Raw genomic sequence first — 12,680 nt, forward strand, 5'->3', positions numbered from 1 at the left:
TACGAAAGGACCGGCACACCCGTGACCGAGAATCAGAACCTGCTCGCCGAGCAGCGTCGCGCCCTGATCCTCGACGAGGTCAGGCGGCGTGGCGGTGTCCGGGTCAACGAGCTCACCAGGAAGCTCAATGTCTCGGACATGACGGTCCGGCGCGACCTGGACGCGCTCGCCCGCCAAGGCGTGGTGGAGAAGGTGCACGGCGGTGCGGTGCCGGTGGTCGAGGCCAGCACCCACGAGCCCGGCTTCGAGGCCAAGTCGAATCTGGAGCTGAGCGCCAAGGAGGACATCGCGCGGGCGGCGGCGGCGATGGCCGTGCCCGGCAGCGCGATCGCGCTGTCCGGCGGAACGACGACGTACGCGCTGGCCCAGCATCTCCTGGAGGTGCCCGACCTGACGGTGGTGACCAATTCGGTGCGGGTCGCCGATGTGTTCCACACCGCTCAGCGCGCGGGCGGCGGGAACGGGCAGCGGCCGGGGACGGCCACGGTGGTGCTCACCGGCGGCGTACGGACTCCGTCGGACTCGCTGGTGGGCCCGGTCGCCGACCGGGCGATCCGCTCGCTCCACTTCGATGTGCTCTTCCTCGGCGTGCACGGCATCTCGGTCGAGGCGGGGCTCTCCACTCCGAACCTGGCGGAGGCGGAGACCAACCGACGGCTGGTGCACGCGGCGCGGCGGGTCGTCGTGGTCGCGGACCACACGAAGTGGGGCACGGTGGGGCTGAGTTCGTTCGCGGCGCTCGACGAGGTCGACACACTCGTGACGGACGGCGGAATGCCCGCGCACGACCGGGCGGAGATCGATGAGCTGCTGCCGGGACTGGTGGTGGCGGGCGAGTCCCGCATCTCCCGTAACGACGACGAGTCCCGGGAATCCCACAACGATCAGAATCCCGAAGACATCTGACGAGCCGCCAGTTATGGTGTGCGGGCCCGGTTCACCACCGAACCCGTTGGGGGTGCAGGTCCATGGCACGCCGACTCCGCCCTGTGGAGCTCGATTTCGTCGACTCCGCGCCCGTGCGCCTCATCTTCACTGCCCAGGTGTCCGCCCCGCCCGAGGCCGTCTACCGGGCGCTCGCCGAGGATGTCGAGGCCTGGCCCAGCTGGTTCGGCGCGATGACCTACGCCCGGCCCACGGACGGCGGCGCGGGCCGCGAGGTCGGACTCAAGGGCGGCACACGCTTCCGGGAGACGGTCCTCGCGGCGGAGCCCGGCGAACGGTACGCGTACCGCATCGACGAGACCAACGCCCCGGCGCTGCGGGCCCTGTTGGAGGAGTGGCGCCTCACCCCGTCCGGCGCGGGCACCCGCGTCCGGTGGACCTTCGCGGTGGCCGGCCCGGCGCCGCTGCGGGTGTTCCTTCGGCTGGCCCGGCCGGGCCTGGGCCGCGCCTTCCACGACGCGATGCGCAGCCTGGACCGGCGGCTCGCCAGGCCCGCCGGGCAGCCGTCGGACACCCCTTAAGGCCTCCCGGGTGCACCCCGCGGCAGCTCCGGCCAGATGCCGGTGGCCAGCAGCGAGTTGATGACCTCGGTGTACGGCGCGATGTCCAGGCCCTGCTCCGCCAGCCAGGTGTCCGAGTAGTACTTGTCGAGGTAGCGGTCACCGGGATCACAGATCAGCGTGACCACGCTGCCCGTGCGTCCCTCGGCGACCATCTCCGCGACGATTTTCAGCGCGCTCCACAGGCCGGTGCCGGTGGAGCCGCCCGCCTTGCGGCCGATGGCCAGCTCCAGCGCGCGCACGGCCGCGACGCTCGCCGCGTCCGGGACCTTCATCATCCGGTCGATGGCGCCGGGCACGAAGCTCGGCTCCATGCGGGGCCTGCCGATGCCTTCGATGCGCGAGCTGCAGTCGCTGGTGGCGAGCATGTCGTGACGGGTCCAGCCGTCGAAGAAACAGGAGTTCTCCGGGTCGGGGACACAGATGCGGGTGTCGTGCTGCATGTAGTGGACGTAGCGCGCGATGGTCGCCGATGTGCCGCCGGTCCCGGCGGTCGCGACGATCCAGGCCGGTTCCGGGTAGCGCTCCAACTTCAGCTGCTGGTAGATCGATTCGGCGATGTTGTTGTTGCCTCGCCAGTCGGTGGCCCGCTCCGCGTAGGTGAACTGGTCCATGTAGTGACCACCGGACTCGGCGGCGAGGGCGGCCGACTGCTCGTACATCTTCCGCGAGTCGTCCACGAAGTGGCACTGACCGCCGTGGGATTCGATCAGGCGGCACTTCTCGGGGCTGGTCGTGCGGGGCATCACCGCGATGAACGGCACCCCGATCAGCTTCGCGAAGTACGCCTCGGAGACCGCGGTCGAGCCGCTGGACGCCTCGATGACCGGCTTCCCCGGCCTGATCCAGCCGTTGCACAGGCCGTAGAGGAAGAGCGATCGGGCCAGCCGGTGCTTGAGGCTGCCGGTCGGGTGGGTGGACTCGTCCTTGAGGTACAGGTCGATCCCCCACTCCTCGGGCAGCGGGAAACGCAGCAGGTGGGTGTCCGCGGAGCGATTGGCGTCGGCGTGGACCTTACGGACCGCTTCTTTGAGCCAGGCCCGGTACGCCGGATCACTCCGGTCCACATCGATGGTCGCCGTGGCGACGCCGCTGCGGGCCTGGTCAGTGGTGCTGCTCATGCGGGGCACTCCTCGTCGTGGCGTCCCTGCGGCAGGTGCTTCCACCAGCGGGACTCCTGTCTCCCGCCTGCCACTTTAAGCCTCTCACCTGCACAAACGTTCACTTTGGGCTTCCATAGCAATCACTTGTGGGACGTGCGGGACGGGAGTGGGGCACGGGCCCGTCCTCTTGCATTCGACCACCCAGGGCCCCTGGTGCGCACGCCCAGGCTTGGGCAGACTGCCCAACAGGACACATGCGTGCGTGAAGGGGGCGAAGTGGAATGGCGGAGCCCGAATTCAGTGCTACGGGCGTACGGATAGAGCGTTGGCCCCGCTCACTCACCAAGGCCGGCCAGGTGCTGGTCAAGGACGGCAGGCTGGTCCTGCTCACGAGTAATGGGCGGGAGATCGACAGTGCGCCGCTGGGCTCCGTACAGGCGAGCAAGGCCTGGTTCGCCGGGGACGACAGCACGGTGGCGACGGTCAACGGCACCCGCTACCGGCTCACCATGGGCCATCGCGGACGCAAGCCCGACGGGGCGGAACTGGCCCACCGGTTTCTGGAGGCGATCCGCAGCGCACGGACCCCCCCGGAACATCCAGGGGGCGCGTGATTGACGAGACGCGAGTTGCGGACGGGCAGCCCCTGGGGGACTCTGGTTGGACGTTACTCAGGGTGCACCGGCGGTAACGCTCGGATTACACCGCCGGACCAATCAGCAGGCAGCCACTGCTGGATCCGTTCTTCGTCTTCTTCCGGACCTCATTCGGGGAGTCGCAGCCGTGATCAGTCAGTCAAGCAAGCACTGCACGGTGGAACTTCAAGCTCTGCCGTCGCGGATCGGCCAGGTCCGCAGAATCATCTCGGCGCAATTGCGCTACTGGCATCTGGATTCTCTGATCGACCCGGCAGCGCTCGGCGTCACCGAGCTGCTGACCAACGTGCACCGGCACGCGGAGCCGGACAAGATGTGCGTCGTGGAGATCGAGCAGTTGCTCGAACACCTCACGGTGTCGGTCCACGACCACGATCCGCGCATTCCCACGGTCGGCGCCGCCGAAGAGTTCGACACCTGCGGTCGCGGCCTCGCCCTGATAGAGGCGGTCAGCGAGAGCTGGGGCGTACGTCCGCAGGGCGACGCGGGCAAGATCGTGTGGTTCACGCTGCCCACGGCGCCACTCGCCGCGACGCTGCCCACGAACCCGGTGTACGGCGCGACCGCGCCGCACGGGCGCACCGTCGCGGGGTCGGCCGTGGTGGGCTGACCGGGCACAGGTGCCGGGTTCCGTCACGGCGTCAGTCCGTCACGGCGTCAGTCCGTGGCGATGGCGAGCAGGACGCCCAAGGGCGCCGCCCTGCTCGCCGGCCGCAGGGCCGCCGGCGCGCCGGCTGCGAGCCCGACCAGCGCGACCGCGGTGAGCTGCACCGGGGGCACCGCGAACGCGGTGTCGCCCGCGCCCTCGGAGGCCTTGACGAGCACCCAGCCGCGAGGAGACCGCCGAGGACCACCCCGCCCACCGTGCCGAAGGCCGCGACCAGCACCGATCCCCAGCGGACCACGGCACGCAGCTGCGCCCTGGTCTGGCCGACCGCGCGCAGTAGGCCCAAGTTTGCTGGTCCGTTCTCCGCACCGTACGGAGCTCGCCGGGGGTGCCCAGCGAGCTCCCTACCGTGCCGAGCCGCACCGCGAACGCACCCCCGGGGCGCGGGTGGCCGACCGACTCTGATCCAGCGTCAGCGAGCTTACGACCTCGGGGGCAATAGTGCGCGGGCTCCCGACGCCCCGCGACTCCGCCTCCGGCGTTGTCATCGGTCGACGCCGCTCGCTGATCCACGCTCCATGGCCCCCGAGGTCGTTATGTACTCACTGCCTTGCGAACCGGTCGAGCACCCCGAGCTCCAGGTCCCGCATGGACGGGCTGCCCTTGTGGCCCGAGTCGTCGACCACCACGAGCTCCGCGGCGGGCCAGGCGCGTGCGAGTTCCCAGGCACTGCCGTGCGGGCTGCTCAGGTCGTGGCGGCCGTGCAGCAGGACGCCGGGGATCTTGGCCAACCGGTCCGCGTCGCGCAGGATTTCGCCCTCGTCCAGCCAGGCGCCGTGGGAGAAGTAGTGGGAGGCGATACGGACCAGGGAGACACGGTCCGCCGACGGGCGGTCGCCGTACGGGTTGGCGCTGCCGTGCGGTTCGAGGGAGAGCACCGCGTCCTCCCACGCGCACCAGTCGGCGGTGGCCTTCGCCCGCACTCCCGGGTCGGGGTCCGACACCAGTCGCGCGTACGCCGCGAGGAGGTCACCGTCCAGGTCGGTCTCGGGGACGCCCGCCCTGAACCGGTCCCACGCCTCGGGGAAGAACCGCGCGACACCCCGGTAGAGCCAGTCGATCTCCGAGCGCCTGCTCATCGTGACACCACAGATGACGATCTCCGACACCTGCTGCGGATGCCGCTCGGCGTACGTGAGGATCAGCGTGGAGCCCCACGAGCCGCCGAAGAGCAACCAGCGGTCGATCCCCAGATGCTCCCTCAACTGCTCCATGTCACGGATCAGATGGTGGGTCGTGTTGTGACTCATGTCGGTGGCGGGGTCACTGGCGTGCGGCGTGCTGCGGCCGCAGCCCCGCTGGTCGAAGAGCACGATCCGGTAGCGCTCGGGGTCGAAGTACTGGCGCAGGCGGGGCTTGCAGCCCGAACCGGGGCCGCCGTGGACGAAGGCCGCGGGCTTGCCCTCCGGATTGCCGCTGACCTCCCAGTGGATCAGGTTGCCGTCACCGACATCGAGCATGCCCTCGTCGTACGGCTCGATGGGCGGATAGAGCTCGGCCATGTCATGGTCCCCTTCGGTTTCGGGCGCGCCCGGTGCGGCAGGGAAACGTACGTGGCCTATCCGGCACCCGCAAGCGCGGCCAGCGGGTCGTCTAGCACCGGCTGCCAGGCCAACTCGGCCGCCCCGACCAGGCTGTTGTGGTCGAGGGTGCACGGCAGGATGGGTACGCCGCCGCTGCGCCCCCACAGGCTGCGGTCGGCCACGACGGCGCGCAGCCGCTCCGGGTCGGCGTCGAGCAGCTCGCGGTGCAGGCCTCCGAGGATGATGCGGTCCGGGTTGAGGATGTTGACGAGGCCTGCCAGGCCCTGACCGAGACGGTCGACGATCTCCTCGGCCGCCGCCCGTACCGTGGGGTCGCCGTACTCGTCGCGCAGCAGATCGCGGGACTGCTGGAGCAGCGAGACCTCGGGGCCCGGGGCGCGGCCCGCGGCGGTGAGGAAGGCGAGCGGGTCGGCCTCGACGTCGAGGCAGCCTCGACTGCCGCAGTAGCAGGGGCGGCCCTCGGGGTTGACCGTGAGGTGGCCGACCTCCAGGGCGAGGCCCGAACTGCCGGTATGCAGGCGGCCGTCGAGCACCAGGGCCCCGCCCACGCCGCGGTGTCCGGTGGCGACGCAGAGCAGGTGCTCGGCGCCGCGGCCCGCGCCGTGGCGATGCTCGGCCAGGGCGGCGAGGTTGACGTCGTTGCCGGTGAAGGCGGGGCCTTCGATGCCCGCCGCGCGTACCTGCTCGGCGAAGATGTCGCAGACCGGCGCGCCGGCGGGCCACGCGAGGTGCAGCGGGTTGAGTGCGGTGCCCTCCGGTTCGGCCACGGCGGACGGCACGGCGAGGCCCGCGCCGACGCAGCGCAGCCCGGTGTCGCGCAGCAGCCCGGCGCCGGCGTCGACCACCGATCCGAGGACCTGCGCGGGGTCGGCCGAGACCGCCTCGCAGCCGGGTGCGGTGGCCACGATCCGGCCGCCGAGGGCGACGAGCGCCGCCCGGAAACCGTCGGCGTGGACCTGGGCCGCGAGGACGACGGGGCCCGAGTCGTTGACGGTCAGCCGGTGCGAGGGGCGGCCCTGCGAACCGGCCGCGGCCCCCGGCCTGGAGTCGACCTGGATCAGCCCGAGCGCTTCCAGCTCGGCGGCGACCGCGCCCGCGGTGGCCCGGGTGACGCCGAGCTCGGCGGTGAGGACGGCACGGGTGGGCGCCCGGCCCGTGTGCACCAGTTCCAGGGCAGGCCCGAGCGCGCTCCGGCCTCTCTCCAGCCGTGTCCTGATGGTGCTCGCCTTGCCGTTCATGGGGGCGAGTCTCCCATGTTCTCGAAGATCGTCCGGGTCCGGCTCCCCTTACCCCGGGGCGCTGTCGGCCCTTTGCCCCCACTCTCACCACACGTCTTGTCCGGATCGGGGTCCGGCCCCTATGCTCACTTAGTGCCGCTACTAAACAAACTACGGTCGGCCGCCCCGGGGAACGAGGGCGCGCACACCGCCGCAGCCTCCCTGTCCCGCCTCCGTACCGCGCTGACCGTGTTCTTCGCCCTCGACGGCTTTCTCTTCGCCGGCTGGGTGGTCCGCATCCCCGCCATCAAGGAGCAGACCGGCTCCTCCGCGAGCGATCTCGGCCTCGCCCTCCTCGGGGTGTCCGGAGGCGCGGTGATCACGATGATGCTCACTGGGAGGCTCTGCCGTCGCTTCGGTAGCCATGCGGTGACCGTGGTCTGCGGTGTGCTCCTGTCGCTGAGCATCGCGCTGCCGGCCCAGACGCACTCGACGCTCGCGCTCGGGCTCGTACTGCTGTTGTTCGGCGCCGCGTACGGCGGCGCGAATGTCGCCATGAACAGCGCGGCGGTCGATCTGGTCGCGGCCATGCGACGCCCGGTGATGTCGAGTTTCCACGCCGCGTTCAGCTTCGGCGGCATGGCCGGCGCCGGTCTCGGCGGCCTGGTGGCGGGCAGCCTCTCCCCCACCACCCATCTGCTGGCGCTGACCGGCATCGGGCTCCTGGTCACGGCCGTCACCGGCCCCACGCTTCTGCGCCACCCGGCACCCGCCCCCGAGCGCACGGAAGCGACAGCGACAGCGACAGCGACAGCGACAGCGACAGCGACAACAGGCTCCCGGCCGATGAACGTCAGGACCCGCAAGGTCGTCGCGCTCTTCGGCGTCATCGCGCTGTGCACGGCGTACGGCGAAGGGGCGCTGGCCGAGTGGGGGACGCTCCACCTCCAGCAGGACCTCCAGGCCCGCACGGGCGTCGCGGCGGCCGGGTACTCGCTGTTCGCGCTGGCCATGGCGGCTGGCAGGCTCAGCGGAAGCACGCTGCTGGAGCGGCTCGGCCAGACCCGCACGCTCGTCGGCGGCGGCCTGCTGGCGGCCGGCGGCATGCTGCTCGGCGCGCTCGCCCCCACCACCTGGCTCACCCTGCTCGGCTTCGCCGTGACCGGACTCGGCCTGGCGAACATCTTTCCCGTGGCGGTCGGCAGGGCCGGGGCGCTGGCCGGGCCCAGCGGTGTCGCGGCGGCGTCCACGCTCGGGTACGGCGGCATGCTGCTGGGCCCGCCCGCCATCGGCTTCCTCGCCGACTGGTTCTCCCTGCCCGTCGCGCTGACCACGGTGGCGCTGCTCGCCGCCGCTGCCGCCCTGCTGGGGTACTCCGCACGCAACGCGTCGTCCGCCCGACCCGGACGAGGACGAGGATGAGTAGGCGTACTCAGGCGAAGGAGGCGCGCCCGGAGCACCATGAGGGCATCCGCTCAGCCGCCCGCAGGAGGAGAAGACCATGAGCTCCCGGCAACGCCTGCACGACCTCGTGCAACTGACATTCCGCAACCGCGCCTCGCTCGTCTACCTGAGCGTGGTCGCCGCGACCGCGGTGTTCGTCGCGATCGACACGCTCTTCGTCACCCATGAGGACGCCTCGCTCGCCGGTGTGTGGCTGCTGCTCCTCGCCGCGCCGACGATCTTCGCTTTCTTCATCGGTGGCTCGATGTTCGGGGAGGCCGTGACCGGGTCCGCCGGGTTCCTGTACGTCGCCCTGGTGCTCTCCGTCCTGATCCAGTCACTCGCGCTCGGCCTGTTCGTCCGCCTGCTGCGCGGCGCCGCGAGCCCCGCTCGTCCCCAGGGCGCCTGACTCGCCGCTTTCGCTGGCACAATTTTCGGCATGGACATCGCCGAACACATCAACTGCCTCGGCCGGGAAGTCCTGTTGCTGGCCGCCGCCTCGGAGCGTGCGGGCCCCGGCGCCGAGGTGCCCACCTGCCCCGACTGGCAGGTGCGGGATCTGCTGCGACACACCGGCATGTTGCACCGCTGGGCGGCGATGTACGTCCTGGAGGGACACGCGTCCTATTCGGGCGACGTATGGACCGTGCGGCTGTCCCAGGAGGCACTGCGGGCCGTGCACGGAAAGCCGGCCAATGCGGGTAGGGAGGCTGCCGAAAAGGCCGCGCCCGACTACGAGTTGATCGGCCCCGCCGAGCGGCTCCACCTGACGCCCTGGAACCGGCTGCCGCTCGGCGCCGTGACCTCGACGGGCGACGCCGCACTCGCCGCACTGTGGGCGCGAGAAGTCGGGCATCACCTGGTCCTGAGCATCCACTTGCCCGTCGGCCCGACACCCTGTGAAGCTTCACGTCATGACGACAAGGACGCGGGCCCAGCATGACGCGATAACCGTCGAGATCGGTTACGCACTGCTGAGTGCGGCCGTCCTGGCAGGTGTTTCCTTCGCCGCGGTCACCGCGCCCGTGTATCTCCTGGTCTCCTCACCGGCCGTGAACAAGGTCATGCTGGTGGCAGGCTGTTCACTGGCCGGCGCCGTCTACGTCCTGCGGGTCGTGCATGTGCTGTGGCGCTACAAGGGCGCACCCGGCACTCAGCCCAGCCAGCCCGGCCGCACCAGCCCCGACTCGTAGGCGAGCACGACCAGTTGGGCCCGGTCGCGGGCGCCGAGCTTCACCATGGTGCGGCTGACGTGGGTCTTGGCGGTGAGCGGACTGACGACGAGCCTACGGGCGATCTCGTCGTTGGTGAGCCCGATGCCGACCAGGGCCATCACTTCACGCTCCCGCTCGGTGAGCTGGTTCAGTACCTCGGCGTGCGCCGGCTCCTTGGAGCGGGCCGCGAACTCCGCGATCAGCCTTCGCGTCACGCCGGGCGAGAGCAGCGCGTCCCCCTCCACCACCGCCCTTACCGCGCGCAGCAGTTCCTCCGGCTCAGTGTCCTTCACGAGGAAGCCCGAGGCCCCGGAGCGGATCGCCTCGAAGACGTACTCGTCGAGCTCGAAGGTGGTCAGCATGATGACCTTCACGCCGTCGAGCGAGGGAGTGTCAGTGATGCCACGGGTGGCGGCGAGGCCGTCGAGCAGCGGCATGCGGATGTCCATCAGTACGACGTCGGGGCGCAGTTCGCGCACCAGGCGAACCGCCTCCTCACCGTCCGCCGCCTCACCGGCCACCTCGATGTCGGACTGCGCGGTCAGCAGGGCGCGGAAGCCCGCCCGCACCAACGCCTGGTCGTCGGCGAGCAGTACGCGGATCACGAGTTCTCCTTCGGCGCGGCAAGGGGCAGGGTGGCCTCCACCCGGAAGCCACCGTCCGGGCGCGGCCCGGCCTCGATGGTGCCACCGAGGGACGCCGCGCGCTCGCGCATTCCCACCAGACCGTTGCCGCTGCCACCCGCGTCGCCGCCGGTGGTGGCCGGCCCTTCGTCGTCGATCCGCAGGTCCAGGCGGCCCAAGGTGTAGCCGAGCCTGACCCGGGCGCTGCGCGATCCGGAGTGCCTGACCACATTGGTCAGGGCCTCCTGGATGATGCGGAAGGCTGCCAGGTCGGCGCCGGGCGGCAGGGCGGCACGTAAGCCGTCGGTCTCGATCTCGACGGTGAGCCCCGCACCCGAGGCCTGCTCGACGAGTTCGCCGAGGCGGTCGAGTCCGGGCGCCGGGGCGCGCGGTGCGTCGCCGGGCGTCCGCAGCGTGTCGAGCACCTGCCGCACCTCGCCCAGCGCCTCCTTGCTCGCGGCCTTGATGGTGGTCAGAGCGGAACGCGCCTGCTCCGGGGCGGAGTCCAGCAGGGCCAGGCCGACTCCGGCCTGAACATTGATGACCGAGATGCTGTGGGCGAGTACGTCGTGCAGCTCACGGGCGATCCGAAGCCGCTCCTCGTCGGCTCGGCGCTTCTCGGCCTCCGCGCGCTCGACGCGCTCGCGGGCCCACTGCTCCTGGCGTACCCGCACGAGCTCCGCGGCGGCCGCGATGGCCACCACCCAGGCGGCGACCACCAGTTCCTGGGACCAGGGCGCCTCCTGCCCCCCGTCGGGCGGCAGCCACCGGTAGAGACCGTGCGCGAGCGCCAGATGCCCCAGCCAGAGCATCCCGAGCGACCACCAGGCCGCTTTCCGGTGCCCGGTGACCAGGGCACTGAAGCAGCCCACGGCGGCGGTGACGAAGACCGGCCCGTACGGATATCCGGCGCCCAGATAGATCATCACGGTCACCGATGCGCCGAACACGGCGAACACCGGGAAGCGCCGGCGCGCCAGGAGCGCGGCAGGACCCGCGGCCAGCAGCAGCCGGGCGAAGAGGTCCAGCGGCTCACGCTCGCCGAGCTGGCCGTGCGCCGCGAACGCCGAACCCACCTGCACGAACACGGCCAGGACGAGAGTCGAGGCCCAGGGCAGACCGTTACCCAGCGGCCGGAGCGGCCAGGCACGCCACGCCGGCGATCCGCCCCGCTCTCGGGGGGAACCGCCGGGGCCAAGTTCCTGCTGCGCTTTCATACCGGCCACGCTAGACCTGCGGCAGCGGCCGGGCGTCGGCCGGGCGAGGTGATCACGTGTACTCCCTGCGTAGTAGCCGGCCACGGCATTTGGGCAGGTTCATACCGTTCGGCCCGTGCACCCGTCGCGCGGGCGCCGGGTCAGGACGCGGCGCCAGGACGCCGCGCCAGGATGCCGTGTCACCGCTGGGGGGCCGTCCGACTGCCGGGTCCCGCTTTCCGCCCGCCGATCAGGCCCACGGTGCGGGCGAGGCCCGCTGTGGAGTGCGCGAAGAACGCGTCGCGGTCCTCCACGATCCGGTTGAACTGGCCGAAGACCTCGAAGGAGATCAGGCCGAAGAGCTGGGCCCAGACGGCGATCAGGGCGGCGACGACCGGCGGGGGCAGGTCCGGCGCCACATCGGCGGCCAGCCGCTCCGCCTCGGGACGCAGTTCGGCCGTGAGGCGCGGGACGGCGAGACCGTTCATGCGGTGGGCGTCGCGCAGGACGGAGATGAGTGCCTGGCCGACGCGGGAGGCGGGGCCGACGGTCGTCGGGGGGGCGGTGTAGCCGGGGACCGGCGAGCCGAAGATCAGGGCGTATTCGTGGGGATGGGCGAGTGCCCAGGTGCGCACGGCCAGGCAGACGGCGCCCCAGCGCTCCGGATGCGCGGCGCGGGCGGACTGCCGGGCGAGGGCCGCCTCGGCGGCGGCGCCCACGGCGTCGTACGCGTCGACGATCAGGGCGGTCAGGAGGTCGTCGCGGCTCGGGAAGTAGCGGTAGAGCGCCGATGAGACCATGCCGAGTTCGCGGGCGACGGCGCGCAGCGAGAGCTTTGCCGCGCCTTCGGCGGCAAGCTGTCTGCGGGCCTCTTCCTTGATGGCCGCGGTGACTTCGATACGGGCTCGTTCCCTGGCTCCGCGCATGGTGCTCATTGGAGCAGTCTGACATGCCAGAGAGCACCGACCAATAACGAGAGCACTGCTCTTGCTTTGGACCACGGAACTCGTGCACACTGCTCTCAAGCGAGAGCAGTGCTCACAAAACTAGGGGTACACGATGTCCACGCACGTGCAGAAGCCCGGCTGGTTCACAGTGAACGTCCTCAACGGCACCATCGCCTGGCTCACCCGGCGCGGACTCAGTGTCTGGGGCTCCCGAGTGCTGGCGGTCCGCGGCCGTAAGAGCGGTGAGTGGCGCCGCACCCCGGTCAATCTGCTGACCGCGGAGGGCGACAAGTACCTCGTGGCGCCCCGCGGACACGTCCAGTGGACACACAACATGCGGGCCGCCGGCGGCGGTGAACTGCACCTCGGCAAGAAGACCGAGGTGTTCACCGCCACCGAGGTGACCGACGACGAGAAGCCCGAGCTCCTCCGCGCCTACCTCAAGCGCTGGAAGGCGGAAATCGGGGTCTTCTTCGGCGGCGTGGGACCGGACTCCTCCACCGAGGAGCTGCGCCGCATCGCCCCCGACCACCCCGTCTTCCGCATCACCGTCACAGGCTGACAG

General features: G+C 71.0%; 15 protein-coding genes and 1 pseudogene. 9 read left to right on the forward strand and 7 right to left on the reverse strand.

The features are described from left to right. The first annotated feature begins 21 nt into the window (after positions 1–21). Entirely contained in the window at positions 22–906 is an 885-nt protein-coding gene (locus tag QMK30_RS01060) for a DeoR/GlpR family DNA-binding transcription regulator (protein WP_283515166.1), read from the forward strand. 62 nt (positions 907–968) lie between these two features. Further along, on the forward strand, positions 969–1,466 hold the full coding sequence (locus QMK30_RS01065; protein WP_283515167.1) for an SRPBCC family protein: 498 nt from the start codon (positions 969–971) through the stop codon (positions 1,464–1,466). On the opposite strand, the gene QMK30_RS01070 is transcribed toward QMK30_RS01065, so the two are convergent. Beyond that, positions 1,463–2,626, reverse strand: a complete 1,164-nt coding sequence (locus tag QMK30_RS01070; protein WP_283515168.1) for a PLP-dependent cysteine synthase family protein — start codon at positions 2,624–2,626, stop codon at positions 1,463–1,465. The two genes, QMK30_RS01065 and QMK30_RS01070, sit on opposite strands and share 4 nt — an antisense overlap. 263 nt (positions 2,627–2,889) lie before the next feature. Between QMK30_RS01070 and QMK30_RS01075 the strand changes: the two genes are divergently transcribed. Next, complete coding sequence (locus QMK30_RS01075) at positions 2,890–3,222, forward strand: hypothetical protein (RefSeq protein WP_283515169.1); 333 nt, start codon at positions 2,890–2,892, stop codon at positions 3,220–3,222. Positions 3,223–3,391: 169 nt separating this feature from the next. Then, complete coding sequence (locus tag QMK30_RS01080) at positions 3,392–3,874, forward strand: ATP-binding protein (RefSeq protein WP_283515170.1); 483 nt, start codon at positions 3,392–3,394, stop codon at positions 3,872–3,874. A 47-nt stretch (positions 3,875–3,921) separates the two neighbouring features. Here the strand turns inward: QMK30_RS01080 and QMK30_RS01085 are convergent. The 3 genes and pseudogenes from QMK30_RS01085 to QMK30_RS01095 all read right to left on the reverse strand — a co-directional run. Next, positions 3,922–4,217, reverse strand: a pseudogene (locus tag QMK30_RS01085) (FtsX-like permease family protein); the annotation flags it as partial. A gap of 256 nt (positions 4,218–4,473) precedes the next feature. After that, positions 4,474–5,433 (reverse strand): prolyl aminopeptidase, encoded by a 960-nt coding sequence (gene pip, locus QMK30_RS01090; RefSeq protein WP_283515171.1) that lies wholly within the window; start codon positions 5,431–5,433, stop codon positions 4,474–4,476. Between the two features lie 56 nt (positions 5,434–5,489). Then, positions 5,490–6,713: an ROK family protein gene (locus QMK30_RS01095; protein ID WP_283515172.1), complete on the reverse strand. Its 1,224-nt coding sequence runs from the start codon at positions 6,711–6,713 to the stop codon at positions 5,490–5,492. 132 nt (positions 6,714–6,845) lie between these two features. Here QMK30_RS01095 and QMK30_RS01100 point away from each other — a divergent pair, with 132 nt between their 5' ends. The 4 genes from QMK30_RS01100 (at position 6,846) to QMK30_RS01115 (ending at position 9,328) form a co-directional block, all read left to right on the forward strand. Then, complete coding sequence (locus QMK30_RS01100) at positions 6,846–8,114, forward strand: MFS transporter (protein WP_283515173.1); 1,269 nt, start codon at positions 6,846–6,848, stop codon at positions 8,112–8,114. A gap of 79 nt (positions 8,115–8,193) precedes the next feature. Further along, positions 8,194–8,544, forward strand: a complete 351-nt coding sequence (locus QMK30_RS01105; protein ID WP_283515174.1) for an SCO4225 family membrane protein — start codon at positions 8,194–8,196, stop codon at positions 8,542–8,544. 30 nt (positions 8,545–8,574) lie between these two features. Next, a complete protein-coding gene (locus QMK30_RS01110) occupies positions 8,575–9,078 on the forward strand; it encodes a maleylpyruvate isomerase N-terminal domain-containing protein (RefSeq protein ID WP_502963037.1) in 504 nt (167 codons plus the stop codon). After that, positions 9,050–9,328 (forward strand): DUF6332 family protein, encoded by a 279-nt coding sequence (locus QMK30_RS01115; RefSeq protein ID WP_283515175.1) that lies wholly within the window; start codon positions 9,050–9,052, stop codon positions 9,326–9,328. The genes QMK30_RS01110 and QMK30_RS01115 overlap by 29 nt, the downstream gene beginning before the upstream one ends. Here the strand turns inward: QMK30_RS01115 and QMK30_RS01120 are convergent. The 3 genes from QMK30_RS01120 to QMK30_RS01130 form a co-directional block, all read right to left on the reverse strand. Continuing rightward, positions 9,289–9,954: a response regulator gene (locus tag QMK30_RS01120; protein ID WP_283515176.1), complete on the reverse strand. Its 666-nt coding sequence runs from the start codon at positions 9,952–9,954 to the stop codon at positions 9,289–9,291. The genes QMK30_RS01115 and QMK30_RS01120 overlap by 40 nt on opposite strands. After that, positions 9,951–11,189, reverse strand: coding sequence for a sensor histidine kinase (locus tag QMK30_RS01125; protein WP_283515177.1), 1,239 nt, complete (start codon positions 11,187–11,189; stop codon positions 9,951–9,953). Before QMK30_RS01125 ends, QMK30_RS01120 begins: the two co-directional genes overlap by 4 nt. Positions 11,190–11,368: 179 nt before the next feature. Continuing rightward, positions 11,369–12,103 carry a TetR/AcrR family transcriptional regulator gene (locus QMK30_RS01130; RefSeq protein WP_283515178.1) on the reverse strand — a complete coding sequence of 245 codons (735 nt, stop codon included), beginning with the start codon at positions 12,101–12,103 and terminating at the stop codon, positions 11,369–11,371. A 124-nt stretch (positions 12,104–12,227) separates the two neighbouring features. Between QMK30_RS01130 and QMK30_RS01135 the strand changes: the two genes are divergently transcribed. Beyond that, positions 12,228–12,677 (forward strand): nitroreductase family deazaflavin-dependent oxidoreductase, encoded by a 450-nt coding sequence (locus tag QMK30_RS01135; protein WP_283515179.1) that lies wholly within the window; start codon positions 12,228–12,230, stop codon positions 12,675–12,677. Positions 12,678–12,680 lie beyond the last annotated feature (3 nt).

The sequence above is a fragment of the Streptomyces sp. H27-C3 genome (assembly GCF_030063415.1).
In the GTDB taxonomy this organism is placed as follows: domain Bacteria; phylum Actinomycetota; class Actinomycetes; order Streptomycetales; family Streptomycetaceae; genus Streptomyces.

Bases quoted from the DNA above. Each gene is read 5' to 3' on its own strand.
- QMK30_RS01065 (WP_283515167.1), top strand. From the start codon at position 969: ATGGCACGCCGACTCCGCCCTGTGGAGCTCGATTTCGTCGACTCCGCG.
- QMK30_RS01070 (WP_283515168.1), bottom strand. From the start codon at position 2,626: ATGAGCAGCACCACTGACCAGGCCCGCAGCGGCGTCGCCACGGCGACC.
- QMK30_RS01075 (WP_283515169.1), top strand. From the start codon at position 2,890: ATGGCGGAGCCCGAATTCAGTGCTACGGGCGTACGGATAGAGCGTTGG.
- pip (WP_283515171.1), bottom strand. From the start codon at position 5,433: ATGGCCGAGCTCTATCCGCCCATCGAGCCGTACGACGAGGGCATGCTC.
- QMK30_RS01095 (WP_283515172.1), bottom strand. From the start codon at position 6,713: ATGAACGGCAAGGCGAGCACCATCAGGACACGGCTGGAGAGAGGCCGG.
- QMK30_RS01105 (WP_283515174.1), top strand. From the start codon at position 8,194: ATGAGCTCCCGGCAACGCCTGCACGACCTCGTGCAACTGACATTCCGC.
- QMK30_RS01110 (WP_502963037.1), top strand. From the start codon at position 8,575: ATGGACATCGCCGAACACATCAACTGCCTCGGCCGGGAAGTCCTGTTG.
- QMK30_RS01115 (WP_283515175.1), top strand. From the start codon at position 9,050: ATGACGACAAGGACGCGGGCCCAGCATGACGCGATAACCGTCGAGATC.
- QMK30_RS01125 (WP_283515177.1), bottom strand. From the start codon at position 11,189: ATGAAAGCGCAGCAGGAACTTGGCCCCGGCGGTTCCCCCCGAGAGCGG.
- QMK30_RS01130 (WP_283515178.1), bottom strand. From the start codon at position 12,103: ATGAGCACCATGCGCGGAGCCAGGGAACGAGCCCGTATCGAAGTCACC.
- QMK30_RS01135 (WP_283515179.1), top strand. From the start codon at position 12,228: ATGTCCACGCACGTGCAGAAGCCCGGCTGGTTCACAGTGAACGTCCTC.